A 25,706-nucleotide genomic window follows, 5' to 3' on the forward strand; every position below is an offset into this window, starting at 1 on the left:
CCGTTGTTAGAACTACCAGCTCCTTTTTTGTGTGCCATTTTGTTTAACTATTTACTCAGGGCGATGAAACACCTGAAAAATTCAACGTTTAATTTCTTCTTACTGCTTATCCAATGCTCTCGATCAGGACCTTCGTGAAGTGCTGGCGGTGACCATTCTTCTTGCGGTATCCTTTTCTTCTCTTCTTTTTGAAAACGATTACTTTATCGCCTTTCACGTTGCCAAGGATCTTTCCAACCACTTTAACACCGCTAACGAAAGGAGCACCTAAAGTAACAGTGCCGTTATCATCAGTAAGAAGAACATTGGTGAACTCCACGGCGTCACCATCATTGCCGGAAAGCTTGTTAGCGTAGATGAACCTTCCGGCCTCTACTTTGGTCTGTTGACCTGCGATTTCTACAATTGCGTACATCAGCTTCAATGTATGATTTAAAAATTTTAAGTCTGCAAAATTAGCAGTCTAAAAATTAATATGCAAATCATTGTTCCTTAATTCCTTCTGTTTTTCCAGGCCTTATGCACAACTATGTGGATAACGATGTTGAAATCCACATTCCGTAATTTTACACCCCTTAAAAACTCCCATAACACACTAGTCTATAAACCCTTACGAGCAACCCCTCCGTTCCACGTTTTCCACAAACTGCAAAACTCTCCATTACTGAACATCATATTTAGGCTGAACGCACGCCTGATTTTGGATTTTACACCCTCAGGAATACACCCACTGTCTCTTAATCCGGCCATCGCTTGCACTTTGCAGCACTATGCAACGATTTAATATTGAATTATATATATTTTGTCAGACATATATATTAACAAACGCATGTTGATAAGCCTGTTGATTTCAAGTCAATTTTCAGACAATCAAACACTTAACAAAGTGTGCATAAATTGAACAACTTTAGCCCTTCAATTCAAGTTCTTATCACTATATTTGAAGACCTGTTACCTGTTTATCAGGCGGCAGAGAGACGACTTAATAAACAGGTCTGACATCATCAAAGAGCTTTACATTAGCCCAACATGCTGTCATTCTGAATTTTAGATATCATTTAATGTTTACGCGTATGGAGCCAATACTACAAGAAAACCCGAATCGCTTTGTTTTATTCCCAATACAGCACGACGAGGTGTGGCAGATGTATAAGAAGGCAGAAGCCAGCTTCTGGACTGCCGAGGAGATCGACCTGTCGCAGGACCAGAAAGACTGGGAAAACCTGAACGACGGCGAACGCCACTTCATCAGCCACGTACTGGCATTCTTCGCCGCCTCTGACGGCATCGTAAACGAGAACCTCGCCATCAACTTCATGCAGGAGGTACAGTTACCGGAAGCCCGCTGCTTCTATGGCTTCCAGATCATGATGGAGAACATCCACTCCGAGACTTACTCACTCCTTATAGATACTTATATAAAGAAGCAGTCCGAGAAAGACTACCTCTTTAATGCGCTCGAGACTGTGCCTTGCGTGAAGAAAAAAGGTGAGTGGGCGCTTAAGTGGATCAACAGCGAGAAATTCGTGGAAAGACTGATCGCTTTTGCGGCTGTGGAGGGCATCTTCTTCTCCGGCTCTTTCTGCTCTATCTTCTGGCTCAAGAAGCGTGGCCTGATGCCAGGCCTGACTTTCTCAAACGAACTGATCAGCCGCGACGAAGGCCTGCACTGCGATTTCGCCTGCCTGCTTTACTCTATGCTGAACAATAAACTGCCGGAGAGCCGTGTGCACGAGATCATCCGCGATGCGGTTGAAATTGAGCAGGAGTTTGTGACAGATGCGCTGCCAGTGGACCTTATCGGCATGAACGCCAAACTGATGAGCCAGTACATCGAGTTTGTGGCTGACCGCCTGCTCGTCTCACTTGGTTGCAGCAAAATTTATAACGCCACCAATCCATTCGACTTCATGGAAATGATCTCTCTGCAGGGCAAGACCAACTTCTTTGAGAAGCGCGTGGGTGAGTACCAGAAAGCTGGCGTGATGGGCGACAAAGACAAAAACGTTTTTTCGCTCGACGAAGATTTTTAGCAAACAAAATTTGTCGTAAGTTTAGGAGATAAAGGGCGCCGGGCTTTTGTCCGGCCGCTTCCTGAATTACCTTATATCATCCGGATGCAGGTATAGCCAACCGCGCCAGCACTCGCAACACCGGACCTTATACCTGGCAATGATCGCCAGACGGAGCATCCGCCTCCGAATTTGTGAAAGCAATTGGCTTTAGCTGTTAAACTATAGTATTTCAACGGATTACGTCTATATACACGTATTTCCTTATGAAAATATTAGCATGTATCAAACCGCTGCATTGGTAGCGGCTCTCTTATACCTATACCTTATAATTAACCCGGGCTTTTGACTCCCGCTAAATGTATACGCTATGTTAGTAGTTAAACGAGACGGCAGACGCGAATCCGTCAAATTCGACAAAATTACCGCACGCATCGAGAAGCTGTGCTATGGTCTGAACATGGACTATGTGTCGCCGATTGAGGTGGCCAAAAAAGTAATTGACGGCATTTACGACGGCGTAAGCACCATAGAGTTGGACAACCTGGCGGCAGAAACAGCTGCTTCGCTCACGACCAAGCACCCGGACTACGCGGTGCTGGCGGCACGTGTGGCGATCTCCAGCCTGCACAAGGTGACGAGCAAGTCGTTCTCCAACACCATGAAGCGCCTCTATACCTACGAGGACCCGAAAACGGGTGAGAACGCGTCACTGCTGGCCAAGGATGTGTACGAGATTATCCGCAAGCACGCCGCTACGCTGGACTCGACCATCATCTACGACCGGGATTACAACTACGATTATTTTGGATACAAAACGCTGGAGCGCTCATACCTGCTTCGCCTGGATGGCAAGATCGTGGAGCGCCCACAGCATATGTTGATGCGTGTGGCCGTGGGTATCCATAAGGAGGACATCGAATCTGCCATCGAGACTTATAATCTCATGTCTGAGAAGTGGTTTACGCACGCCACACCAACATTATTCAATGCCGGCACGCCAAAGCCGCAGCTATCTTCGTGCTTCCTGCTCACCATGCAGGACGATAGCATACCTGGCATCTACGACACCCTGAAGCAATGCGCCCAGATCTCGCAGAGCGCCGGAGGTATTGGCCTGAGCATCCACAATGTGCGTGCGACAGGCTCTTACATCAAGGGCACGAACGGCACCTCTAACGGTATCATCCCGATGCTTAAGGTGTTCAACGACACGGCCCGCTACGTGGACCAGGGTGGTGGCAAGCGCAAAGGTGCTTTCGCGATTTACCTGGAGCCATGGCATGCCGACATCTTCGAGTTCCTGGACCTGAAGAAGAACCACGGCAAGGAAGAAAACCGTGCCCGTGACCTGTTCTACGCCCTCTGGACGCCAGACTTGTTCATGAAGCGTGTGGAGCAAAACGGCGACTGGAGCCTGTTCTGCCCGAACGAAGCACCTGGACTGGGTGATAGCTGGGGCCAGGACTTTGAGCGTCTGTACGAGAAGTACGAGCGTGAAGGCCGTGCCCGCAAAACAGTGAAGGCACAAGACCTGTGGTTTGCCGTGCTGGAGTCTCAGATTGAGACAGGTACGCCTTACATGCTTTATAAGGATGCTGCCAACAGCAAGAGCAATCAGCAAAACCTGGGTACGATCAAGAGCTCCAATCTCTGCACTGAGATCATGGAGTACACCAGCCAGGACGAGGTAGCGGTATGTAACCTGGCATCGCTTGCATTGCCACGCTATATCAAAGAAGAAGGCGGTCATAAGACGTTCGACCATCAGAAATTGTTCGACGTGACGTACCATGTGACGAAGAACCTGAACAAGGTGATCGATATCAACTACTACCCGGTGCCTGAGGCCCGCAACTCCAACATGCGCCACCGTCCGATCGGATTGGGCGTGCAAGGCTTAGCGGACACTTTCATTGCGCTGCGTATGCCGTTTGAGAGTGACGAAGCCCGTGGCCTGAACAAGGACATCTTTGAGACCATTTACTTTGCTGCCATGACGGCTTCTAAGGACCTGGCAAAGAAAGACGGTGCTTACGAAACGTTCAAAGGATCACCTCTGTCAGAGGGCAAATTCCAGTTCGATATGTGGGGTGTAACACCAGACAGCGGTCGTTGGGATTGGGAAGAGCTGCGTCAGGAAGTAGTGAAGCACGGTGTGCGGAACTCCCTGCTGGTAGCGCCAATGCCTACTGCCTCAACAGCACAGATCCTGGGCAACAACGAGTCGTTTGAGCCTTATACCTCTAACATCTATGTGCGCCGCGTGCTTTCAGGTGAGTTCATGGTTGTGAACAAGCACCTGCTGAAAGACCTGATCAGCCTGGGTCTGTGGAATGACAGGATGAAGAATGCCATCATCGCAGCTAACGGCTCGGTGCAGGACATCCCGAGCATCCCACAAAACATCAAAGACCTATATAAGACAGTATGGGAGATCAGTCAGCGTACGGTAATTGATATGAGTGCCGACCGTGGTGCCTACATCTGCCAGAGCCAGTCGCTGAACCTGCACGTGATGAACGTGAACTTCGGCAAGCTGACCTCGATGCACTTCCACGCCTGGAAGAAAGGCCTGAAGACAGGTATGTACTACCTGCGCACAAAAGCTGCTGTAGATGCCATCAAGTTCACGGTAGAGAAACAAGCCGCCGAAACACTGGAGCCAGTCTACAACAGCCAGGACCAGAATCGCAGCGACATGAGCTGCTCCCTGGATAACCCAGACGCTTGCGAAGCTTGCGGATCGTAAATAACTGAAGAAGGAGGGCTTATTGTCCTCCTTCTTTTTTAATATTCAACTTTTACCAAAGGAATGCTAAGGATGGAGCAAAAAAAGCCCACTAAGTTGCAGCTTAGTGGGTTCTAGTTGAGAAGGTCTCTGCTAGTAATGTCTCACCTAATTCATTTCAAACATGAAGAAGGAGTCATTAAAAGACCATCCTGATTATGTTGAAGTGTTTACACGTTTCATTACCATAAAAGGTAAGAGAGTCTACAAGAAGGACGGTGGCGTGTTTCACTTCTACGCTAAGCGTAGATAACTTCAGCATCTTAAGAAAGGGGCTGCTCTGGTAGGGCAGCCTTTTCTTTTGCTTAAAGTACGTAAAGCTGCTTCAAAAAAGACAGCAATCCTTTCGATAAATTTATCCACAATAGCTTTAGAGCTTCTAAAGGCTAATAGTAAACTCGAATACCCCAACATAAAATAATCTGCTTCAGTACAAGCTTTTATACCTGAAAAGCTGGATAGGCTATACCTTACCATACTGAAGACATACCTGTGAGCAAACAATCTGATCAAAACAACCAAAACCAACGCTACTTAAGCCGTCGCGGTTTCCTAAGCAAGTCTGTGCTGTTAGGGGCAGCAGCCGGTGTGGCAGGCTATACCGGCGCCTTTGCCGATGCAATATCAGCACCCCTGCAGAAGCAAGATCAAAGCCTTCCGCCCCAAGGCCACTACCTCATCAAGAATGCCTATGTCCTCACCATGGACGCGAAACTGGGAGATCTTCCCCAAGGCGATGTGCTGGTGCAGAACGGCGAGATAAAACAGGTAGGGCAGCAGCTAAGCGCAAACGGCGCAGAAGTGATACAGGGAGAAGGCATGATCGTGATGCCGGGTCTGGTGGAAACACACTGGCACCTCTGGACCTCCCTGCTGCGCAGTATGGCCGGTAACCGGGAGGGCAGGGGATATTTTGACATCACTCGCACAGTGGGTCAGCACTACACCCCGGAGAGCATATATGCCGCTACACGTTTGGCGATCGCGGAGGCCATTCATTCAGGTATAACTACTTTGCACGATTGGAGCCACAATGCCCGCGGCCCAGCCTTTGCGGAGGCAAGCCTGCAAGCCCTGCGCGAAGCAGGTATACGGGGACGCTACTCACTGGGTGTACCGGCTGGGAAAGGCGGCGTAGTCGACCTGCAGTTGTTAGAAAGGTTGAAACAGGATTGGCCCAGGCTTGCCAGCGATATCTTACACCTTGGCTTAGCCTGGCCAGGTATAAATGACAGAAAGGAACAAGGTATAAGAGAGCTAAAGCTTGCTCAGCAGCTAGGTATACCTGTGTCTGTGCATGCCAGTAAAGCAGGCGTGATCAGCGGACTTATGCAGGAGGACTTACTCGTCAAAGGGATGCAGCTCATCCACTGCAAAGACGCCACCCTAAGCGAAATACAAGGTATAGCAAAGGCCGGTGCGGTCGCCAGTTTGTCGCCCTTCTCGGAGTTACGCATTGGGTACGGCATACCTCCCGTAAAAAGAGCTGCTGGATGCTGGCGTTACTATCGGCATCTCAGCGGACACTACTACGCTTACAGGAAATGCTGACTTGTTTGCGGTACTCAAGATACTTCTGAATCTGGCCAATGCGCTTAACAGAAGTGAGTTTGCTCTCAGTGCTAAACGCACGTTGGAGATCGGCACAATCGAAGGAGCTCGTTCTCTTGGGCTTTCAGATCATATAGGCTCCCTTACCCCGGGTAAGCGTGCAGACCTGATCATGCTCTCCACCAATGCCTTGAATATGGGCTATGTTACGGAACCGCATCAGCTGATCGTAGAGGCTGCGCAGCCAGCTAATGTGCACACCGTCATGGTTGATGGGAGAATCCTGAAAAGGAACTATACCCTTACTCACTTGAACAAGGATAAAATTTTGGCAGAAGCCAAGGATGAGTTCGAAAAGATAATGAAGAAGAGCGGCTGGTAAGAATACCTTATCTTAAATGAATCAGTTGGTGTTGTGGGGCAATAGATTTGGGGGTCTCCAGCAACCACTGCATCGCCTCATGCTCGTTTTCAAAGTCTTTGAGTTCTAAAGGCTGATCGAACGTATATCCTCTGTTAATCATCGTATCTACCGCCTCCCGGTTATGCTCAAATTTGGAAGGTATACGGGCAAGTCGCTTCAAAGAGCTTTTAGCCATTTGTGGTACATGCACCTCCAGGCTCCATTTCAGGTCTGCAGGCGAAATAACACCCATCAGCCGATCATCAGCCAACCACCTTGTCAAAGAAAAACGGTTGATCATGTCATGGCAAAGCAGATAAGCCTCCCTAAGCTCGGCACCTTGTAAATGACCGCGCCATTCGGCTTTGCCTAGCTTTTGATCTTTGTCATACGAAAGCTTAACAAAGCTATTTTGAAAGTAGAGTTGCATCAAGAGAATTTCCTCTCATGTAAAATTGTAAATAAGTTTTTGGAGTAGCTTAAGGATAAAGACGGTTGTGTGGCAAGGCCTGGTTAAAACTAAGCCTGGGCTTGCACAGGCAGTGGTTCCTGTAGCCAAACCATTGCAGCTTCCACTCTTTCAAAATCCCTAAATGCCATGTCTCCCAAATTATCAGCCCGTTTGATGATCTGCTCGACAGCCATCCTATTGAATAAATCCTCTGAAACGACTGATGCATTACGACGCAGTGTTCCGGCAGCAAGCCTGGGCATGACATACTCGACAAACCAGTCCTGATCAGCCTGCCGGATAGCCCTTAACTTGCGGTTATCACCAAGCCAACGCAGAAGCTTATGCTCCTCCATCAAATCAAGACAAATTTCCACTACCTTCCTAAACTCCGAACTACTCAAAAACCCATTCCAGACAGCCATACCAAGCTGCTTGTCCAAATCATAAGAGATGGTTACGACGTCGTTCTGAAAGTAGGTAATCATCATAAGGCTATCCCTGCAACTACTTTGGGGTGCAAATATACTTTGTAACCGTATACGAGCAATACTTAAAATTGCACTTTTACATTACAAAAAAATTTAAGGAGCCCATTGATTCCGTCATCATAAATATAGCCAGCTTTGCTCAAAAATTAATGGCACAACTACTAATTTATTTAAATAAAAACGCTGGATTCCTGTCCTACAACAGAAACCCAGCGCTTTATCAGTGTATCTATCAGCAACTATTGACGTTGCATATTCTGTCCGTTGTCAGTGCGCGTCGCCACCATTATAGCCACGCGACGGTTTTTCTGCCTCCCTTCAGGAGTCTCGTTTGTAGCAATCGGCCTTTCCTGACCAACAGCCTCAATTGACATGCGGGAGACATTGATATCTGTGTTATTTTGCAGCCAGTCTTTTACAGCATTCGCACGGTCTTCGGCGAGCTGCTTGTTATAGGATGCGCTTGCAGTAGAGTCGGTATGGCCGACTATGCGGATAGGACCGCGTGTACTCATATCGTTGATTGACTCGGCAATACTGCGCAGCTTATCCTCTGCTCCATCACGGAGTGTGGCTTTGTCCAAGTCGAAGAGTACCTTATCTTCCATGGTATAGATAGTATAGCCTGGGTTGCTTCGCACTTCCACATCACGGTCTTGCACGCGTCGGTCAGTTACAACTGGAGCATTGTAGTCTACACTGGACCAGAAGCTTTCGTCTACGCTAATGATTTCGGCACCATCAGCCTCTACAACACCAGGTAAGTCTCCATACATGACAGCTGTGTCTGCCGAGGCAATCTCCTGCACGTCCTCTGCAGTATCTACTCTTTTATCTGTTTCACTGCAGGCAGCAAAAGAGGCTGCAGCTATTAAGCATGCAAATGTTATTACTTTTCTCATATCTCTCATTGTGTTTAGTCCTATTAAATCCTACGGCGTTAAACCTGATTCGTTTAATATGGAGACACAAGCCACTTGAGCTGCCGGATACTTCATACATAAAAGAAGGGCTAGCCTGTGTGGCTAGCCCCCTTCTTTTATGTATGTTGGTTACTGATTAACGCTTCATGAAACGGATTACTTCTTTCTGTGCACCTGTCGTCACTGTAACGAAGTATATGCCATTCTGCAGGTGCTGCACTGGCAACACCACTTGACGCTCCGAAGGATTCTGAATCGCCAGCAGTTGTTTTCCGGTCATATCAGCCACCGAGATCATCACTTGCTCGTCAGATGCTGCTACTCTTACTGTAACTTCATGCGAGGCCAGCGTTGGGTATACAGAAGAAGAGGCAACAGCGGCATTGTTAACAGCAACAACTTTAGAGTATTCAAATGCTCCGTCTAAGTCAACTTGCTTCAGGCGATAATAGTTGATTCCGGCAGCCGCTCTTGTATCAAGGTAGCTATAGTTTTGCACAAGGGACGTGGTGCCGACCTTACTTCCAACGAAGGCTATCTTTCTGAAATTTTTGCCGTTCGCTGATACTTCAACTTCAAAGCCTTTGTTGTCTAGCTCGGATGCCGTTTTCCAGCTAAGCTGTACACCATCCTTTGTTGACTGGGCCTTGAAAGAAACCAGTTCGACAGGAAGGGAAACAATTTCCTGAGAAGTTACAAAGAGGGTTGATTCATCATAGCACACAGAGCTGATCGGAGTGATTGTAACCTGAAAGTATGTATCTCCGGCAGGCATGGATGCAATAGCAAGTGAAGCTGGTGAGGCAGCAGGGGCATCAGTAGTCCCCAGATCAGTTACTACTCTTGTTACAGTATTCACCGATTGCCATTTTATGCTAACCGCATGTCCTCTGTCAAATAAGTCAGAGTTTACTTTGATCATACCAGGCTTACCCGCTTCATAACTCTGCTTAACGAATTCTGTGTTTGCAAACTCTTTTTGATTAATAGTTGCCGTTACTGGCACACGTGAACTTTCACAGCCATCTGCATTTACAGCACTCACATAAAAAGTGGTTGTATTGGTCAAACTGATAGTATAACTAGCTGCAGATGATAATGAAGTTCCTCCCGTTTGAGTGCCATACCATCTATATCCGCCTCCAACAGGGGCTCCGGTTGCGGTTAATGTTACAGAACCACTACCACAGCGGCTAACAGAAGCAGCGCCAGGACTGGCAATGGTGCCACAGGTTCTGGTAATTGATATTGCATCAATATAAAGGTATTCGTTATTAGCATTATTGCTTTCATTCTGAATACTGCTTACGTAGAAAGCAATATATTCTGTTCGTCTCCTATTGACAGTAAATGTTACTGTATAATTTGTAAAGGCCGTATTCGCACTAGCTTTGATGACGTCCACTGGAGAGATATTTGGAATATTTGTTCCGTTTTCACTACCAGCTGTACCAGCATCAGCGCCTCTCAAAAACTTTATCTGTGCATCTTGCTCTGTGGCTCTAGCTCTTAGAGTAATGGTATAAACTGTACCTGGATTAAAAGTAATAGGAGTATTGACAGTAATATGACCCGAATACCCTCTTACATCTTTCCCACCATTATTACCCCTAATGGCAAGAGTGTTGTTCGTAATTTGGGCTGGAGCACTTGTGCTAAAAGCTTTAGTGAACGCAAAGTTTAATCTATCCAGATCAGTTGGAGCAGTAAAACTGTTACGATATACATCAACCTGCGCTTGAGCAGATCCTACTAGTACAAAAAGGGCAAAAATTACTGTGTAAATGTGTTTCATGGCTTATCTCTTATACCGCTATATATGAAAGAAGCATGCCAGCCTGCCATAACACCATTTTATTTCACTAAAATGCAACACTTCATGGAAACCGAACCCGCCTAACTACACTACAAAAAGCTGTTAATCAAGAATTTGAAATAAACCCGGTAATACTAAAATTTGCACAAGTACAACTACATTATAGCGCTATACCAAGAATTAAATCAATATATTTCCCCTCTTGGGAAACATTGCACCAATATGGGAAGCCTTCCCATGCTTACACTCTCTTAATATTGTATCAAATTTCAGGGCTCATAATGCTATCCATTTTCCAGCTATTATCTGGACAACCTATATACTATCCATATAAAAGGTCATTCTGGCATAGTTTAAGCACTTTTAGCCTGGTTTAACGGCCAATTTGGCGGTGTTCTCCCTTGGCATTTGTTTTGCATCATTATTCATTGAAAAACTAGAGGAGAAAGAGATGAAGATTATAAAAGATAAAGAGTTTTTAAAATCAATTGCACACCAGATTGACTTACTGAACACAGTAGGCGGTGGTGTGAGCGAAACATATACTGAGGTTAAGAAGAAAAAGAAAAGCGCTGTCATTCATGTATGGGCAGCTGGCGTCAACCCGGAGTCATTCAGGATAGTGCTGCACCAAAATCAACTTACCATATTCTCTGTTTTGCAGAGCCAGGAAGACCCACAGATGGCGGTACCCATGTTTAACCGCATCTTTATGCTGCCACCGCAGGTAGATCAGGGCCGAATTGAGGCAATCTATAAGAATGGGGAGTTGCGGGTGAAGCTGCCCTATCATGACGCAGCGTTGCATCCGCGCCAAATTGATATCCAGCAGTTGTAATAAACATTACCGGCGTGGATGTTCTTTGCGCCATCCCACTACGGCAGTAATGCCCCACACAGCATAAAAGGGAGTAAAGACTGAGGCCAGGTATGGATCTATGGCTATTGAGACGGTCAACTGGGCTATAAACGTGAGAACAGCTCCCCAAAAGGCAATTCTGTAATACTTATTCCATTTACTCATAATAATAATAAGGTGTTAATAAAAATACCCGGCTTCAGGGCCGGGTATTCATTAATCTGAACGCTTCCGCGCGCGATATCTTTTTTTCCAGTATCAGCGGTGGATCGTCTTCTTTCGATATTACTAACGTATAGTTGTTGTTGTTATCCTGATAATAGATGAGCGTCGTCAGATCTTCATAGCCTATGCTAAAGATCTTTCGTGTCTTATCACCATAGTTAAAATAGTGATTGTCTAATTTAACATTCTTTAATAACCTCATATCCCTACATTCATCTGGTATTTTAACGGGTTGTGCCGCTAAAATTGTTTCACATTATTGCTGATGTGCAACCATATTCTTTTTATCTTACCATAAATTGCACTAATCAGACACACATGCACAATACTTGTAGCAACTAAATCTATATATGTGTCTGATAATAAAAAGCAAACAACATGCCAAGCCTGATATATATTTCACTAACAATATAACCTATGCGTGCTCAGTGCATCAAATTGAGTATACGAGCAATTCTAAAAATAAACCTGTGTAGCAAGGATATTAGCATCCAGTCACTATATTTAAGGTATGCCAGGTGGCTTATACCCGCAATAGCATAGTTCACTTTATAACACCCTAAGGGCGCTACTATCAGAGCTGTTTTTCTTACAAAATGATCCTGCAACATGGCTGAGCAAAAAAGCAACAGGCTTTATGGTTTGTTTTTCTTTATTGTGTTCGAGGTATTGGTCTTTTATTTGCTGAGCAATCTGGTGTCGGGTATGGGTATAGATAACCAGTATCAGGCAGAGAACACCATCGTGCCCAATTGGGTAAAAGCGGTTACTTTTATACTCTTGTATATATTATGCGTACTGATAGCCGTTGTATTCGTGAGCAATGTTGTGCCCAGCAAGCACAGGGGCCAGCTGATGAGCTGGGTATACCTGGCACTGGCAGGCATGCTCGTCATGCTCGCGCTTATCTTCTAAGTCTAAGCCTATTTTAAGTTTTAGCTGAAATCACCCACACATGAACAAGACAATATTTGCACTTTTTGTCTGCCTGCTGTTTAGCTTTGGTTTGCAAGCGCAGGAGTACTCTCAGGAAAATTACCAGCCACAACGCCAGAAAGGTCGCCATTTTCTGCAGCTCCGCAACGGCCAGGTGGTGTATGGCAACAGGGTCCAGTACAAGTCTCCTCTCTTCAAGCAGGATTTCTTCCTGGTTGACGACACGCTGAAGTATGCCCCGGAGCTGGTAGATGTATACCAGAATAACGACGGATACTTTGCCAGAGTAGCTGCCGGCAATCGCTTTGATGCCTTCGCCAAGCGCATCATGGAAGGGCCGCGTATCTCTAAGTTCTTCACGACTACAATTGATTACGCAGCCATGGGGTATCACCCATATGGGTACGGTATGCCTCGGACTAGTCGCCGCCGCATTTATTTCTTCTCCAAAGACAATGGACCGCTGATGACTTTCAACCAGCAAAATCTGGAGCAAGCGCTTGCCGACAACTCTTCCAGTATGCTGCTAATTCAGCGTCATAAGCGTGAAAAGACGATCTCGACTGTGATGGGCATAGCGGGCGCGGGTCTGCTTACCTATGGTTTGCTTTCTTCTTCCCAAAGTTCTACCAATCCAAACTCTGTTAATGTATCGCCGGCTGTGTATGCCGGAGCCGGCCTCATAGCCGTACCACTGGTTATTCAGCTTTTCCGAAAAGACAAGCTGACACAAGCCGTTGATGTGTATAACTACCAGGTAAGACAGTAACACAGCACATGCCTGATCTGCTCCTGCTACATGGCGCCTTGGGGGCTGCCAGTACCCTGCAGCCCTTACAGCAACTGCTAAAGTCAGACTTTACAGTGCACACACTGAATTTTCAGGGGCATGGAGGTAATACCCTGCCTGATAAACCGTTTCGGATTGAGCAGTTTGCAGAGGATGTGCTCCGTTACCTTGACCAGCATCAGCTACAGCGTGTAGATATATTTGGGTATAGCATGGGCGGCTATGTAGCGCTGTACCTGGCGCTTCAACACCCCGATAGGGTAGGGAGCATCTTCACGTTAGCCACCAAATTTGCCTGGAGCCCGGATACGGCGGCCAAAGAAGTGAAGATGCTGCAACCTGATAAAGTGCAGGAGAAGGTCCCGGCTTTCGCCGCTATACTTGCCGCGCGTCACCAGCCTACGGACTGGCAGGAAGTTATGCGCTACACAGCGGATATGATGTTGCACTTAGGCAACGATCCACTGCTCACCGAGGAAACCCTTTCGCGCATACAGCTGCCTGTCCGCGTCAGTGTTGGCGACCGAGACAACATGGTCAGTCTGCAGGAAACGACCTGGGCATACCAGCAGCTGCCAAACGCCAGTCTGCAGGTGTTTCCTCACACACATCACCCGCTGGAGAGGGTCGACCTAAATCAGCTGCAGCACCAGATACGACAATTCTTTGGCAAACCCATCGTTTAAGGCTATATTAGGCATTAACAATACCTATTGCGAGTACTTATGCGATTAAAACACATCTCTGGCACCTTACTGATAGCAGCTTTATTGACAACCAGTGCCTGCACCACCTCTAAGCCCGCGCCAGGCCAGCGTGGCTATACCGAAGCAGGAAAAGCCTCTTACTACAGCAATAAGCTGCACGGCCGCAAGATGGCCAATGGTGAAGCTTATAACCGCAGAAAGCTGACAGCCGCGCACCGCACTCTTCCATTTGGCACTAAAGTGAAAGTCACCAATCTGCAGACAAACAAATCAGTAAAGGTGAGTATAACAGACCGGGGACCTTTTGTAAAAGGACGCGTGATTGATCTGAGCGAGGCCGCAGCCAAACGGCTTGACTACATCAGTGCAGGTATAGTGCCTGTAGAAGTGAAGGTTGTAAAGCCTGCTCCTGTACGCTAACACATGACTTGCTTACATTTACCACCTTTGAGATAGCCCTTACCCTGATCTTCCTAAAAACCTACAAATATTCCAACTAAACATTTGGAATACTGTATTTTAAATTATAATTTTGAGCATGCTTAAAAAGTGGAAATCCCTTTCAGTGACAACTGGTTTAGCAACATTACTGTTGCTGGGTGTAACTGCTACGCCTAATGCCGCTAACCTGAGCAATGGCAATTCCACCGCTGAAGCTACCACTGTTGTTGCGCCTAACGCCAACGGCCCGGTTGCTAATAACGCCACAGAACCTGCCGCTCCTAAAAAAGCAGAAATCGGTTCTGGATGCTGATGCACTCGATAGCCCTTTTTCTTTTTTCAAAGATCTTACTAGTTCAGATGAAGACGAATCGTCTGATGTAACTGTGAAGTCGAGCACGGTCATACTGGCTTTGAAGGCACTTGCTGCTACACTGCTCTCCACTATTATGTAATTTCCCTTTACTCGCTTTATGAAAGACGCAAGGCTGACTTAGATCAGCCTTTTTTGTTTTTGGCCAATTGCCTACCTGCTATACCTAAAGTTGCACATCACATCAGCATGGATCAGATAGAAGGGAAAGCTCAAACTTCCACGCCTATCTTATAACAAGTCGGTGAGAAGCGCCAGCCCTAACCCGAAAAGGGTTGCCAGCAGCTTGTTCCGGTTAAAGCGGTGATCAGGGCTTGTCTCAAAGAGAATAGTAGTGGAGATATGCAGGAAGTTGCCAGCTACCAAACCTGTAAGCGCAGTGAAGACTGCCTCACCTCCTATGTTGTCCTTTATAATGTAGTTGCTTACCAGTATACCTAGCGGAGAGCCTACGGCAAAGATAAGCAGCCACAAAAAGGCCTTACGGAAAGAGCCAATACGCGACATCAGCACCGACATCAGCGCAAAGGCCGCCGGCACGTGGTGTATAGCTATACCTAGCAGTACGGCGTAAAAGTTCTCGCCCGTGTGATGGTGCCCCACATGGCGTTCGCCCCCCTCCACCAGTATGCTTCCTTCCAGAAAAGAATGTATGAATAGTGAGCCTAGCAGCAGAAAGGGCATCGAACCTACATGCCCATGACTGTGATGATTGGTATGCATGTGCCCATGCTCCACCCCGTGCGAAAACAGCTCCAGCACCAATTGCAGAAAGAAGCCGGCCAGCACCCAATACCCTACGCGATGGGGATTAGGGTTACCCAGCAGCACATCAGGTAGCAGGTGAACGATTGTGATCGTGAACAGGTATGCGCCGCTAAAAGCCAGCGCCATCTTTAGCCAGCGACTGTTATCTGGCGGAAACACCTTGACGAGGAAGCTCGAGAGCACCACCGTGAAGAAGAGCACAAGTATAGCTATGATCATACCGCGTTATTTTTTTAGCACGAAAATGATTCGCTCGCTTTTTTCCGGATCAAATGGATGCAGCTTGTAGTCACCAAATACCTCACCCAAACGCAACTTGGCAATGCTGAAGTACTCCATGAAGTTCTCTTGCCGTAATGCGCGCACACGCTCCTCAAAGCAGTAGTTCCGTCCTTTATCCTCAAACCGGATGGTTTTTACTATGAAGTCGTGCTCCACCTTGCGACTGATATCAAATAGAATTCCCTGCACCTCCTTTTGCTCATGGGCGACCAAACGCTCAATGGTGCGGTCGGTGTTCATGAAGTCGATCACCAGTTTACCACCGTGCTTCAGGTTAGCCGCCGCCGCCTTTAAGGCTACCACGTTTTCTGTCTCACTCTCGAAATAGCCAAAGCTGGTGAACAGGTTCAGTACAAAATCGAAGGCCTCAGGCTTGTATATCTCCCGCATGTCATGCACATCAAAGTGCAGGCGCTCATTCTCATACTGCCGGGCATAGGCGATGCTTTTCTCAGACAGGTCTATACCGGTCACATCGTAGCCTAGCTGGTTGAGATAAAGTGAGTGGCGGCCTTTGCCACAGGCAAGGTCCAGTATTTTGTGCTGTGGTTTGGGGTGCAGGTAGGCCAGCAAGTTGTCCATGAACAGCCGGGCATCGCGGTCATCGCGGTTGCTGTAAAGGATGTGATAGTAAGGGGAGTCAAACCAAGTGCTGAACCACTCTTCCTGTTGGGCCATAGGAGCAATGAAAATGCAATAAGGGTGCAAATATACCTTTTATTTTCGGAACATGGGTATACGCAGCCAAGCAGGCCGGGTATAGCCATTGTCTAAGTTAAATCAAAGGCATAAAAAAACCTGCCGCCGCTGCTTATTGTCAGCGACGGCAGGCCTTAGCCTCTCTGCACAGAACTATCGCTTCGTAGCTCCGGCAGGAGAGTTCACTTCTTCTGTTTCACGGATGCTGTCGCCTGGCTGAATGGTGTTTCCGCCCAGATCTCTGTCAGGCATGATGTTTTCACCTCCGTGTGTATCAGTATGCACAGTATGATCCTCACCGCCCATGTCAGACACATTATAGGTGCTGCGAGTGCCAGGCTGTACATAGTCTACAGAGGCTTTACCGCTTGGTCTGTTATCTTTTGGCGTGTCGCATGAAATCATCGCCAGGCCACAAACTGCTGAAAATACTGCAAGTACGTTCTTATTCATCTCTATTTTTAGGTTATAAGTCTTTATTATAAAGCACTACTACACAATGCAGTAGCAAATCTATTCTTACGGTAGGTATACAGGCGTAGGTTCTGTAGCAACTAAGCGATCAACTCCTTGCGGCGCAGCATCGACTCCAGCAACTTGATGTCGTTCGGGTTATTGAAGATGCGGAAAGGCAGCATCACAAACACCGGCGCCTGGAATGTCTTAGCCAGCCAGCCTTTCCAGCCGCCTGGCAGCTGGGCCTCGGTTGGTGGCTTGAGCCACATTACGTACGACTCGCCTTTGCGCTCCACCGAGCCAATCATATCCCAGGTCAGGGTCATACCCTCGCGCTCGTTGCGCTTCAGGATGATCTGGCGGGAGTCGATCTCGTAGCTCAATTTCTCAAAAAGCGGATTGCCCTGCTCCATTTGCGTTACACCCATCACCTGAGCGGAACGAAGCAGCACAAAAATAAGGGTAACCAGAATAGCACCCGCTACCCACCACCATGAGAAGCTAAACACAGCCGGCAGCAGGAAAAGCACCAGCGGAATAAGCGCCATCCACCAATCTTTGCGCCATACCTTCGCAAGGGCTATACCTGTGAAAGTATTTTTCTCCAGTTGGTACTTTTTGGTGCGAATGGCATTCGGAGCAGCACTTGACTGCATCCGGTAACGTTGATTTTGTTGCATAAAAAAATAAAAAATAAGCGCCCGCTCCCCACGGAGCAGGTATAAATTCAATTAATAAGCCTTCAGGCTGAGGTCCATACTTTTGATAGAGTGCGTTAAAGCGCCTACCGATATAAAGTCGACACCGCACTTGGCCACCTCCGCAATAGTCGCTTCTGTGATACCGCCTGATGCTTCTGTTTCAAAGCGGCCGCTGATCAGGGCTACGGCTTGCTTCATCATCTCCGGCGTCATGTTGTCGAGCATGATACGGTGGATGCCGCCTGTCTCGAGTGCCTCTTTCACCTCGTCCAGGTTCCGGGTTTCTACTTCAATGCGCAGGTCCTTGCCTTTCGCCTTCAGGTAACGCTGCGTCGCTTCGATTGCTTCGCGTATACCGCCGGCATAGTCCACGTGGTTGTCTTTCAGGATGATCATATCGAACAGCCCGAAGCGGTGGTTCACGCCGCCACCGATCAGCACCGCCCATTTTTCCATGATGCGGAAGTTAGGTGTGGTTTTGCGGGTGTCCAGCAGCTTCGCCTTCGTGCCGGCTATCAGCGAATTCAGGTAATGGGTATAGTCGCGATGCCGCTCATGCGCTGCATGCAGTTCAACACCAGTCGCTCGGCCGTGAGGATGGACTGTGCCTTGCCTTTCACGGTCAGGGCTACGTCGCCAAACTTCACTTCGGCACCGTCCTGCAGCAGTACTTCTACCTGCAGCTCCGGGTCTACTTGCTTAAAGATGTAACCAGCCAGCTCCACGCCAGCCAGTATGCCGTCACCCTTTACCAGTAGTCTTGCCTGGTTCTGGGCATCGTTCGGAATAGAAGCCAGCGACGAGTGGTCGCCATCGCCTATATCCTCGGCCAGGGCCCTGGATATAAACTCGGCTATGCTTTGTTCTGTCAGGTATGATGCTTTCACGGTGCAAAAATAAAAAAAGGCCCGGTATATATCCCGAGCCTTGCTAAAAATCTCACTATTATCTGCTTAATCTTTTATGAAATCGACAGAATGGATCAGGAACTTGCCTCCTGCGTCCTTCACACGGATCAAAACGGTGTAAGAACCGTTGCGATGCGTATAGGTGCCGATCACATAGCGCTTGTCTTTCCGAACAGACTCACTCGGCGTCGGGAAGTTGTAAGCAAAGCCTGTAGGCGGGTTTTTGCTGAAAAAGTTCTTCATCACAAACTCCGCCTGCGTCTTGCTGTAGTCAGTGGCTTTCTCATCTGCAAACGACAAACTTACCTTGCTGTCGAAGTGCCTGGCCAAATCTTTAGCCGATCCTGCACGCATGGCAGCCTCCACTCCGTCAAACACATCCTTCTGGGCCATAGCCTGTCCGGATGCAAATAAGGAAGTGACAAAAGCTAAGAAAAGTACTACAGCAATATTTTTAAAGTTTTTCATAAGGTGTGTAAGTAATCTCGTCCTCGTATCAGCTAAAACTATGCCAACAAAAGTCGTAAGCAAGGTCCCAAATTTATTAGGAATAATCAATATTTACCGATGTAACGGGATTAATATATCTGCCGTTACAGACGCATATCCGGCGTAGCTTTTATTCACCAGGGTCTACAGCTGCCGCGCTGTTCTCTGCAGTCCTAAGCAGGACATGACTTCCGGCATCAGCTACAATTTAAGCATTTATGGTGAGGCTTCCCATTACCAACGCATAAATCAGCTACATAAGCCATAAGGCACCACAGATTATCTTATATTTGCACTATGGATAAAAAGGTAATGCTCATGATTCTGGATGGTTGGGGAATCGCCACCAATCCAGAGGTTTCAGCTATTCATAAGGCGCATACGCCCTTCTACGATCATATCATTCAGACCTACCAGCACACGACGCTGCAAGCTTCTGGTGAGGCGGTAGGGCTTCCGGAGGGGCAGATGGCAACTCAGAGGTAGGCCACATGAACCTGGGCGCTGGTCGTGTGGTGTACCAGGATCTGGTGCGTATCAACAAATCCATCGCAGAGCATAAACTGGCTGCCATGCCGGCACTTGCTGGCGCTTATACCTTTGCCAAGGAAAACAAGAAGGACGTACACCTGATCGGGCTGCTATCAGACGGTGGCGTGCACTCTCACATAAAGCACCTTAAGGCGCTCTGCACAACCGCCTTCGACTATGGCCTGGACAAGGTATACATCCATGCCTTTATGGATGGCCGCGACACAGATCCCAAAGGGGGCGTGAAGTATATCAACGACCTGGAACAGCACCTCGAAAACACGACCGGCACCATCGCCTCTGTGATCGGACGCTATTACGCCATGGACCGCGACAACCGCTGGGAGCGCGTGAAACTGGCTTACGACCTGCTGGTGCACGGCAAGGGTACACCTTCGCAAAACCTCATCAAATCGGTACTGGATTCTTACAATGCAGGCGTTACAGATGAGTTTATTCAGCCTATCGTAAAAGTAAATGACGAACAGCAGCCAATCGCCACCATCAAAGACGGCGATGTGGTGATCTGCTTTAACTTCCGCACCGACCGTGGTCGGGAGATCACGCAGGCACTTACACAGCAGGACTTCCCTGAGCAAAACATGCACAAGCTCAACCTGCAGTACATCACCATGACCAATTACGATGAGACTTTCGTGGGCGTGGATGCTATATTTGAAAAGGACAACCTGAACAATACCCTCGGCGAAGTGGTGGCCAAAGCTGGCCGCAAGCAGATTCGCATTGCCGAGACTGAAAAGTACCCGCACGTTACGTTCTTCTTCTCCGGTGGTCGCGAGCTACCATTTGATGGCGAAAAGCGTCTGCTGTGCCCATCGCCAAAGGTAGCCACCTATGACCTCCAGCCTGAGATGAGCGCCTATGAGATCCGTGATGCGATAGTGCCGGAGCTCCAGCAAAAAACAGCCGACTTTATTTGTCTCAACTTCGCCAACCCGGACATGGTGGGCCATACCGGTGTATTCGATGCCGCTGTGAAAGCCTGTGAAACAGTAGACCGTTGCGCCGAGGCGGTGATCAATGCGGCTCTGGAAAGCGACTACGACGTGATTGTGATAGCGGACCACGGTAATGCTGATTTCATGATCAACCCGGATGGCACACCGAACACGGCCCATACTACTAACCTGGTACCTTGCGTACTGGTGAGCAATGACTACAATGGTACCTTAAGGCCAGGGAAACTGGGCGATATCGCCCCGACTATACTGGACCTGATGGGTATAGCGCAGCCAGCAGAAATGACCGGCGAATCACTTCTTCAGAAAACGCAGTAAGTTGAGCAGCTATCGCATCATCGGACTATTTGCCCTGCTGTGTGGTGTTACGGCTTGCGAACGCCCTATTCCACCGCTTGCAGAGGGGAAAGAGCCTGCCTATGACCTGACAGGTTACCTGCAAGAGCAGACGGCCCGCCTGCAACAGGAACAGCCGCCCGTTCTGAAGTCGGTTATCACTAAAGGGCAGCCGACTGAAACCGCTCAGATGGAGGAGATGGACTGGGAAAAGGAATTAGCCATTTTTCAGGAGGTAGATCTGAGCCGACCTGCCTGCGCGATTTTTATAAAGAGGAGCGCCATACCTTGCCCAATGGCAGCACGGTAAGCATTTTCACAAAAGATGCCGAAGCAGCTGCCCCTGTAGAACGACTCCAGCTTACGGTGTCGCCGTTCCAGAAGCTGGAACGCCTTGAAGCGGTGGTGCTGGAAGAAAATCTGCTGTTTTACTCTAAAAGAAACATCAGCCTGACTGCAGAACCAGGATCTGGTAATTTGTCTGGTTATCGGGTAGAGGGTGTGCAGAAGCTTATTTTCGGAGATTCGCTTCGCTATCGTGTTGATGCCAACCTGTAAGCATACCTATACAAGTAGCTTCCTTTTGCCTGATTTCATATTTAAGGGTTAAATTGCGTATATTGCTCTACTAAGACGCTCAAGCTATGCACTTTATCTGCGCTTGTGCTCTTCGATGCCTGTTTGATCTGTGTGTATGCGTGTCTGTACCCTAGCCCTGTTTCTGACCTTTGCCTTTGTTCGTTTAGCTTTTGCGCAAACAACCGAACAAGGCCGTGGCTGCAGCACAGAGGCATACCTGGAGGTTTTAAAACGACAGGACCCTGGCTTTGAGGAGCGGAGTTTAAGAACGCAGCAGGCCGTACAGCAGCTCATGCGCCAACGACCCGCCGGACAGGCCATGCAGCAGGCTACCATTACCATACCGGTAGTGTTCCATGTAGTCTATAAAACCGGCAGCGAAAACATCAGCGATACACAGGTGCTTTCGCAACTTGCCGTCCTGAACGAGGACTTTCGCCGTCTCAATGCGGACACTACCAATACTCCCGATTACTTTCGATCTTTCGCCGCTGACACCCGCATCGAATTTTGCCTGGCCATGGTAGATCCGAATGGCAATCCGACATCAGGAATCACCCGCACCCTAACTAACAAAGAGAGCTTCAGCTATTTCTCGGATCAGATTAAGTCCACGGCAAACGGTGGCCTCGATGCCTGGGATACAAAACAGTATCTGAACATCTGGATAGGCAACCTGGGCACCAGCAGCATAGGATACGCTTCCTCACCCAGCGCCTTACCCGATCGCGATGGAGTGGTGCTGCACTATCGTACAGTGGGAGCAGCTCCATTTAACAACAGCCTGTGGGCTTATAACCGGGGACGCACCGCTACGCACGAAGTGGGTCACTGGCTGGGCCTGAAGCACATCTGGGGGAATGGCATGACCTGCAACGACACCGATGATATAGATGACACCCCCAATCAGCTCACGCAGACGGATGGCTGCCCGGACGGAATAGAGGTATCGTGCGACAACGGCCCTTATGGCAATATGTGGCAAAACTACATGGATTACTCCGATGATGCCTGCATGAGCCTTTTCACCAAAGGCCAAGCTGCTTACATGCAAGGTATACTGCAGTCAGCCCGCGGGTATATGTTTGAGTCCACGGCCTGCACCGGTGAGTTGCGCTCCCGCTTCAGCACCGCCCAGCCTCAGGATACTTTGCTGGCTCCCGGCGATCAGGTTCAGTTCCTAGGTTCTTTTGCCGGCTTTAAACCCACCCAGTGGCAGTGGGAGTTCGAGGGGGCACACCGGCCACTTCCACAGCCCAGAACCCCACCGTCAGGTATAACCGGCCGGGCAGGTACCGCGTCACCCTCACCACTTCCAATGAGAACTCGAGCCACACCCTCTCCAAAGAGGAGTATATCTACGTAACAGCAGAGAATGTGAAGGTATACCCGAACCCGGCAAGTGGCTATATCATACTAGAGCAGGCAGCCCGCCAGCAAATTCAGGTGGTCGAGCTAATGAACCGTCACGGGCAGGTGCTATTGCGCGAACAGGTAGAAGAGAGAGTGATCAGACTGGATGTGCAGCACCTGCCAGCCGGTATGTATCTCCTGCGCACGACCAGCACCAATGGCATCGCTGTTACGAAAGTGAGTATTGTGAAGTAACAGAGTCTATACCTTAGTAGCCTTCGCCCTGCAGGGTAACCACTACCGTGCGCTTAGAAGCATGGTTGCGATGCTCGCACAGGTATACGCCCTGCCAGGTTCCCATATTAAACTCCCCATCTGAGATCGGCACCGTAACAGAACTACCTAGCAAGGCAGCCTTCAGGTGCGCTGGCATATCGTCAGGGCCTTCCATGGTATGACGGTAATAGGGAGCATTTTCAGGCACCATGTGATTGAAGTGGCTTTCAAAATCCTGCCGCACGGTAGGGTCCGCATCTTCATTGATGCAAAGGCTGGCAGAGGTATGCTTGATGAAGATATGCGCCAGCCCAACTCTGTAGTTCTCCAGCTCAGGCAGTTGTGCTGTAAGCAGGTCGGTGATCAGGTGAAAACCTCGTTTTACGGCTGGCAAGCGTATCTCTTTCTGAAACCACATGTTTTTTAGAGTTAGCGAATGAGTGATGGAGTGAATGAGTGATTGGTTTTTATGGATGACTTTTTGAATGTCTCGAACTTCATCGTTCATACGTGAATGTAATCGCCAGGTAAATAAAAATACAAAAGACCTACACCTTTAATCCTTCACTGAACAACTCACCAAATCTAACAAACTCACTCACTAAATTAATCAATAACCCTCTCAAAGGCACCCATGTCGGGTTTGTCGGAGCTGCGATTTGCACCTTTGAGGTCCTTGCTTATACCTGGCAGAGGCAGCGCAGCGCTGCTGGCAGGGGAGAGGGTGTCAAGCCTGAAATCCTGCTTGCGTACGTCTTTGAACTTAGGATCAATGTTGAGCAGGTTCCCATTGATATTGAGTGTGTTTCTGTAAGCCTCCGTGCGCAGTATGTTGTGTGCTACCTCTGCGGATATGTCACCCTCCAGCAACACCTCGTTTGCGTAGCTGGAGCCGTCGCTGTAGACGATACTGTTGACCAGCTTTAACTGAGTGGGTTGATTGCGGATATCGGTTCCAGGTATAAAGTCAGCGATCACAAAAGCCGGTGTCTCACGCTGCATCTGGTTCTGATAATTGACGATGGTCGAGTACAGCACTTCGTAGTTGCCACCACCCAGGCCCCCGAAACTATACTGCCCACAGTTCTGGATCAGCGTATTCACCACCTTCACATCTGAAGTGAAAGCCACAATGCCGTCCAGGAATGCATACTGTATAGCACAACCTTCCACCAAAGTGCCCCCCTTACCGGGATTGCCGATCCGGAGGCCGCGAATCGTGTTGCGGATGTCTGCATAGCGGATGGTGTTGTTTTGGCTGCCTGTGAGGATGCGTATACCTTCCCACTGACCAGGCGCATTGACATAGGCTGGTTCGCGCCGTATACCTGAAAACGTAACCCGCTCCTCCGGCGTGCCCTCCACCTGCAGCGTCCCGTTGATCAGCAATACAGCTTTATTAGTGGCAAATATGCGTGTCCCTTTTTCAATGGTTAAAGTGGCTCCTTCGCGCAAGAGTACTGTGTCGAGCAGCACGTGCGGTTTGCCTGCCGTCCAGGTGGTACTGCCGATCGCCCCTTTCTGATGAAACACAGCGTCCTGCCCATAGGCTACCAGTTTCACGTTCTGTTGGTTTCCGTTTGTATGAAACAGAATAGAGTCGGCTACCAGGAAGGGCTGGTTCTGATCTGCCGGGTTGATGTTCACGCGCACCAGTATATAGAGGCTGTCCTGCCCGCGCAGCTCCAGGTTATTAGCAATGGGGGTTTGCTGTCCGTTGATGATCAGTTTGTAAGGAGATGTATTACCCCCCCCCAGGCTGATACTGCTGATGCGAACGGCATTCTTTTGGGGGTTGTATACCTTGAGGCGCCTCGTGACGCTGCCTTGCGTGACAAACACGGTATCAAACAGCACCGTATCTGCCGAAAAGCGCAGCATCGCATCCGGGTCGTTGGTCACGACTTCCTCTTTCGGCTCGCAGCCCACCATCGAGAGCAGAAATAGGAGGGGCAGTATAGCGAGCAGGTATTTCAAGGGGAGGTTGTTAAATTGCTGAATGGTTAAATGGTTGTTATCTATCTGAACGAGCAGTCAGAATTGAAATTTCATCTCTGCTTTTCCAAAGCTGCATAGGTATACAGCTAAAGTAAATGAAGGATTCAGCTATTAGCAAGTTAGGGATAAAATAAAAAAGGAATGCAGCGCAGCTTTCGGCTGCACCACATTCCTAAATATATCTCACATAATCGGATTACTCAGCAGTAGCACCTTCTTTCAGACGCTCGGAGTTCTCTGCTATACGCAGCTCTTCCACGAAATCTTCAATACCGCCGTCCATTACGCTAGGCAGATTGTACACGGTGTACCCGATACGGTGATCCGTTACACGGCCCTGTGGGTAGTTGTATGTACGGATCTTGTCGGAGCGATCGCCGCTTCCTACCATGCTCTTACGCTGAGCACCTTCGGCCTCCAGTTTCTTAGCCAATTCCTGCTCGTAAATACGGGAGCGCAGTACAGCAAGGGCTTTGTCAAAATTCTTGAGCTGCGACTTCTGATCCTGGCACTGAGCCACCAAACCGGTTGGTAAGTGCGTCAGACGAACGGCTGAATATGTCGTGTTTACTGACTGACCA

General features: G+C 48.5%; 26 protein-coding genes and 3 pseudogenes. 15 read left to right on the forward strand and 14 right to left on the reverse strand.

Annotation, left to right across the window (positions count from 1 at the left end):
* Positions 1–106: 106 nt before the first annotated feature.
* Complete coding sequence (rplU, locus tag O71_RS12140) at positions 107–415, reverse strand: 50S ribosomal protein L21 (protein ID WP_007657183.1); 309 nt, start codon at positions 413–415, stop codon at positions 107–109.
* Between the two features lie 658 nt (positions 416–1,073).
* On the opposite strand from rplU, the gene O71_RS12145 reads away from it, so the two are divergent.
* The 4 genes from O71_RS12145 (at position 1,074) to O71_RS21765 (ending at position 6,736) form a co-directional block, all read left to right on the forward strand.
* Positions 1,074–2,033, forward strand: a complete 960-nt coding sequence (locus tag O71_RS12145; RefSeq protein WP_076668228.1) for a ribonucleoside-diphosphate reductase small subunit — start codon at positions 1,074–1,076, stop codon at positions 2,031–2,033.
* 349 nt (positions 2,034–2,382) lie between these two features.
* The gene (locus tag O71_RS12150; protein WP_040574233.1) at positions 2,383–4,764 is read left to right on the forward strand and encodes a ribonucleoside-diphosphate reductase subunit alpha; all 2,382 of its coding nucleotides are present in this window, start codon (positions 2,383–2,385) and stop codon (positions 4,762–4,764) included.
* A 531-nt stretch (positions 4,765–5,295) separates the two neighbouring features.
* Complete coding sequence (locus O71_RS12155; RefSeq protein ID WP_051017758.1) at positions 5,296–6,354, forward strand: amidohydrolase family protein; 1,059 nt, start codon at positions 5,296–5,298, stop codon at positions 6,352–6,354.
* A complete protein-coding gene (locus tag O71_RS21765) occupies positions 6,317–6,736 on the forward strand; it encodes an amidohydrolase family protein (protein WP_237717833.1) in 420 nt (139 codons plus the stop codon). Before O71_RS12155 ends, O71_RS21765 begins: the two co-directional genes overlap by 38 nt.
* Before the next feature lie 7 nt (positions 6,737–6,743).
* Here O71_RS21765 and O71_RS12160 read toward each other — a convergent pair whose 3' ends face one another.
* The 4 genes from O71_RS12160 to O71_RS23275 form a co-directional block, all read right to left on the reverse strand.
* Positions 6,744–7,187 carry a hypothetical protein gene (locus O71_RS12160; RefSeq protein WP_007657187.1) on the reverse strand — a complete coding sequence of 148 codons (444 nt, stop codon included), beginning with the start codon at positions 7,185–7,187 and terminating at the stop codon, positions 6,744–6,746.
* Between the two features lie 89 nt (positions 7,188–7,276).
* The gene (locus O71_RS12165) at positions 7,277–7,699 is read right to left on the reverse strand and encodes a hypothetical protein (RefSeq protein WP_007657188.1); all 423 of its coding nucleotides are present in this window, start codon (positions 7,697–7,699) and stop codon (positions 7,277–7,279) included.
* 239 nt (positions 7,700–7,938) lie between these two features.
* Positions 7,939–8,601 carry an OmpA family protein gene (locus O71_RS21770; RefSeq protein WP_007657189.1) on the reverse strand — a complete coding sequence of 221 codons (663 nt, stop codon included), beginning with the start codon at positions 8,599–8,601 and terminating at the stop codon, positions 7,939–7,941.
* Positions 8,602–8,758: 157 nt separating this feature from the next.
* Positions 8,759–10,417 (reverse strand): T9SS type A sorting domain-containing protein, encoded by a 1,659-nt coding sequence (locus tag O71_RS23275; protein WP_081490491.1) that lies wholly within the window; start codon positions 10,415–10,417, stop codon positions 8,759–8,761.
* Positions 10,418–10,889: 472 nt separating this feature from the next.
* Here O71_RS23275 and O71_RS12180 point away from each other — a divergent pair, with 472 nt between their 5' ends.
* The 6 genes from O71_RS12180 to O71_RS12215 all read left to right on the forward strand — a co-directional run bounded on the left by O71_RS12180 (position 10,890) and on the right by O71_RS12215 (position 14,851).
* Positions 10,890–11,276, forward strand: a complete 387-nt coding sequence (locus O71_RS12180; protein ID WP_143731923.1) for an Hsp20/alpha crystallin family protein — start codon at positions 10,890–10,892, stop codon at positions 11,274–11,276.
* An 855-nt stretch (positions 11,277–12,131) separates the two neighbouring features.
* Positions 12,132–12,437, forward strand: coding sequence for a hypothetical protein (locus O71_RS12195; protein ID WP_007657194.1), 306 nt, complete (start codon positions 12,132–12,134; stop codon positions 12,435–12,437).
* A gap of 40 nt (positions 12,438–12,477) precedes the next feature.
* Positions 12,478–13,227, forward strand: coding sequence for a hypothetical protein (locus O71_RS12200; protein ID WP_007657195.1), 750 nt, complete (start codon positions 12,478–12,480; stop codon positions 13,225–13,227).
* 8 nt (positions 13,228–13,235) lie between these two features.
* Positions 13,236–13,934: an alpha/beta fold hydrolase gene (locus tag O71_RS12205; RefSeq protein ID WP_007657196.1), complete on the forward strand. Its 699-nt coding sequence runs from the start codon at positions 13,236–13,238 to the stop codon at positions 13,932–13,934.
* A 39-nt stretch (positions 13,935–13,973) separates the two neighbouring features.
* The gene (locus O71_RS12210; RefSeq protein WP_007657197.1) at positions 13,974–14,375 is read left to right on the forward strand and encodes a septal ring lytic transglycosylase RlpA family protein; all 402 of its coding nucleotides are present in this window, start codon (positions 13,974–13,976) and stop codon (positions 14,373–14,375) included.
* A gap of 215 nt (positions 14,376–14,590) precedes the next feature.
* The gene (locus O71_RS12215; protein WP_007657198.1) at positions 14,591–14,851 is read left to right on the forward strand and encodes a hypothetical protein; all 261 of its coding nucleotides are present in this window, start codon (positions 14,591–14,593) and stop codon (positions 14,849–14,851) included.
* 149 nt (positions 14,852–15,000) lie between these two features.
* Here O71_RS12215 and O71_RS12220 read toward each other — a convergent pair whose 3' ends face one another.
* From O71_RS12220 to O71_RS12245, 6 genes and pseudogenes are all read right to left on the reverse strand, one after another.
* Positions 15,001–15,756: a ZIP family metal transporter gene (locus tag O71_RS12220; RefSeq protein WP_007657200.1), complete on the reverse strand. Its 756-nt coding sequence runs from the start codon at positions 15,754–15,756 to the stop codon at positions 15,001–15,003.
* A 6-nt stretch (positions 15,757–15,762) separates the two neighbouring features.
* Positions 15,763–16,497 carry a cyclopropane-fatty-acyl-phospholipid synthase family protein gene (locus tag O71_RS12225; protein ID WP_007657202.1) on the reverse strand — a complete coding sequence of 245 codons (735 nt, stop codon included), beginning with the start codon at positions 16,495–16,497 and terminating at the stop codon, positions 15,763–15,765.
* A 174-nt stretch (positions 16,498–16,671) separates the two neighbouring features.
* Complete coding sequence (locus tag O71_RS12230; protein ID WP_007657206.1) at positions 16,672–16,971, reverse strand: hypothetical protein; 300 nt, start codon at positions 16,969–16,971, stop codon at positions 16,672–16,674.
* A gap of 101 nt (positions 16,972–17,072) precedes the next feature.
* A complete protein-coding gene (locus O71_RS12235) occupies positions 17,073–17,630 on the reverse strand; it encodes a hypothetical protein (RefSeq protein WP_007657213.1) in 558 nt (185 codons plus the stop codon).
* Positions 17,631–17,705: 75 nt separating this feature from the next.
* Positions 17,706–18,562 (reverse strand): annotated as a pseudogene (gene nadC, locus O71_RS12240) (carboxylating nicotinate-nucleotide diphosphorylase).
* A 66-nt stretch (positions 18,563–18,628) separates the two neighbouring features.
* Positions 18,629–19,051, reverse strand: coding sequence for a DUF4783 domain-containing protein (locus O71_RS12245; protein ID WP_007657219.1), 423 nt, complete (start codon positions 19,049–19,051; stop codon positions 18,629–18,631).
* Positions 19,052–19,369: 318 nt separating this feature from the next.
* Between O71_RS12245 and gpmI the strand changes: the two are divergent.
* From gpmI to O71_RS24310, 5 genes and pseudogenes are all read left to right on the forward strand, one after another.
* A pseudogene (gene gpmI, locus O71_RS12250) lies at positions 19,370–20,901 on the forward strand (2,3-bisphosphoglycerate-independent phosphoglycerate mutase).
* A gap of 1 nt (position 20,902) precedes the next feature.
* Positions 20,903–21,229 carry a hypothetical protein gene (locus tag O71_RS12255; protein ID WP_007657221.1) on the forward strand — a complete coding sequence of 109 codons (327 nt, stop codon included), beginning with the start codon at positions 20,903–20,905 and terminating at the stop codon, positions 21,227–21,229.
* Positions 21,208–21,477, forward strand: coding sequence for a hypothetical protein (locus O71_RS12260; RefSeq protein WP_007657223.1), 270 nt, complete (start codon positions 21,208–21,210; stop codon positions 21,475–21,477). The genes O71_RS12255 and O71_RS12260 overlap by 22 nt, the downstream gene beginning before the upstream one ends.
* Positions 21,478–21,613: 136 nt before the next feature.
* Positions 21,614–22,864, forward strand: a complete 1,251-nt coding sequence (locus O71_RS12265) for a zinc metalloprotease (protein ID WP_007657226.1) — start codon at positions 21,614–21,616, stop codon at positions 22,862–22,864.
* Positions 22,780–23,106 (forward strand): annotated as a pseudogene (locus tag O71_RS24310) (T9SS type A sorting domain-containing protein); the annotation flags it as partial. The gene O71_RS12265 and the pseudogene O71_RS24310, both read left to right, overlap by 85 nt.
* A 13-nt stretch (positions 23,107–23,119) precedes the next feature.
* Here the strand turns inward: O71_RS24310 and O71_RS12275 are convergent.
* The 3 genes from O71_RS12275 to O71_RS12285 form a co-directional block, all read right to left on the reverse strand.
* The gene (locus O71_RS12275) at positions 23,120–23,545 is read right to left on the reverse strand and encodes a secondary thiamine-phosphate synthase enzyme YjbQ (RefSeq protein WP_007657228.1); all 426 of its coding nucleotides are present in this window, start codon (positions 23,543–23,545) and stop codon (positions 23,120–23,122) included.
* A gap of 188 nt (positions 23,546–23,733) precedes the next feature.
* The gene (locus O71_RS12280; RefSeq protein ID WP_007657229.1) at positions 23,734–25,104 is read right to left on the reverse strand and encodes a hypothetical protein; all 1,371 of its coding nucleotides are present in this window, start codon (positions 25,102–25,104) and stop codon (positions 23,734–23,736) included.
* A 217-nt stretch (positions 25,105–25,321) separates the two neighbouring features.
* Positions 25,322–25,706, reverse strand: a 385-nt coding sequence (locus O71_RS12285) for a peptide chain release factor-like protein (protein WP_007657230.1), incomplete at its 5' end; no start/stop codon positions are given.

The organism is Pontibacter sp. BAB1700 (assembly GCF_000277005.1).
GTDB classification, from domain to species: Bacteria; Bacteroidota; Bacteroidia; order Cytophagales; family Hymenobacteraceae; genus Pontibacter; species Pontibacter lucknowensis.

What these genes read in the sequence shown, in the direction of transcription:
- rplU (WP_007657183.1), bottom strand. Translation starts at nt 415, where the DNA reads ATGTACGCAATTGTAGAAATCGCAGGTCAACAGACCAAAGTAGAGGCC.
- O71_RS12145 (WP_076668228.1), top strand. Translation starts at nt 1,074, where the DNA reads ATGGAGCCAATACTACAAGAAAACCCGAATCGCTTTGTTTTATTCCCA.
- O71_RS12150 (WP_040574233.1), top strand. Translation starts at nt 2,383, where the DNA reads ATGTTAGTAGTTAAACGAGACGGCAGACGCGAATCCGTCAAATTCGAC.
- O71_RS12160 (WP_007657187.1), bottom strand. Translation starts at nt 7,187, where the DNA reads ATGCAACTCTACTTTCAAAATAGCTTTGTTAAGCTTTCGTATGACAAA.
- O71_RS12165 (WP_007657188.1), bottom strand. Translation starts at nt 7,699, where the DNA reads ATGATGATTACCTACTTTCAGAACGACGTCGTAACCATCTCTTATGAT.
- O71_RS21770 (WP_007657189.1), bottom strand. Translation starts at nt 8,601, where the DNA reads ATGAGAAAAGTAATAACATTTGCATGCTTAATAGCTGCAGCCTCTTTT.
- O71_RS23275 (WP_081490491.1), bottom strand. Translation starts at nt 10,417, where the DNA reads ATGAAACACATTTACACAGTAATTTTTGCCCTTTTTGTACTAGTAGGA.
- O71_RS12180 (WP_143731923.1), top strand. Translation starts at nt 10,890, where the DNA reads ATGAAGATTATAAAAGATAAAGAGTTTTTAAAATCAATTGCACACCAG.
- O71_RS12195 (WP_007657194.1), top strand. Translation starts at nt 12,132, where the DNA reads ATGGCTGAGCAAAAAAGCAACAGGCTTTATGGTTTGTTTTTCTTTATT.
- O71_RS12200 (WP_007657195.1), top strand. Translation starts at nt 12,478, where the DNA reads ATGAACAAGACAATATTTGCACTTTTTGTCTGCCTGCTGTTTAGCTTT.
- O71_RS12205 (WP_007657196.1), top strand. Translation starts at nt 13,236, where the DNA reads ATGCCTGATCTGCTCCTGCTACATGGCGCCTTGGGGGCTGCCAGTACC.
- O71_RS12210 (WP_007657197.1), top strand. Translation starts at nt 13,974, where the DNA reads ATGCGATTAAAACACATCTCTGGCACCTTACTGATAGCAGCTTTATTG.
- O71_RS12215 (WP_007657198.1), top strand. Translation starts at nt 14,591, where the DNA reads ATGGCAATTCCACCGCTGAAGCTACCACTGTTGTTGCGCCTAACGCCA.
- O71_RS12220 (WP_007657200.1), bottom strand. Translation starts at nt 15,756, where the DNA reads ATGATCATAGCTATACTTGTGCTCTTCTTCACGGTGGTGCTCTCGAGC.
- O71_RS12225 (WP_007657202.1), bottom strand. Translation starts at nt 16,497, where the DNA reads ATGGCCCAACAGGAAGAGTGGTTCAGCACTTGGTTTGACTCCCCTTAC.
- O71_RS12230 (WP_007657206.1), bottom strand. Translation starts at nt 16,971, where the DNA reads ATGAATAAGAACGTACTTGCAGTATTTTCAGCAGTTTGTGGCCTGGCG.
- O71_RS12235 (WP_007657213.1), bottom strand. Translation starts at nt 17,630, where the DNA reads ATGCAGTCAAGTGCTGCTCCGAATGCCATTCGCACCAAAAAGTACCAA.
- O71_RS12245 (WP_007657219.1), bottom strand. Translation starts at nt 19,051, where the DNA reads ATGAAAAACTTTAAAAATATTGCTGTAGTACTTTTCTTAGCTTTTGTC.
- O71_RS12265 (WP_007657226.1), top strand. Translation starts at nt 21,614, where the DNA reads ATGCGTGTCTGTACCCTAGCCCTGTTTCTGACCTTTGCCTTTGTTCGT.
- O71_RS12275 (WP_007657228.1), bottom strand. Translation starts at nt 23,545, where the DNA reads ATGTGGTTTCAGAAAGAGATACGCTTGCCAGCCGTAAAACGAGGTTTT.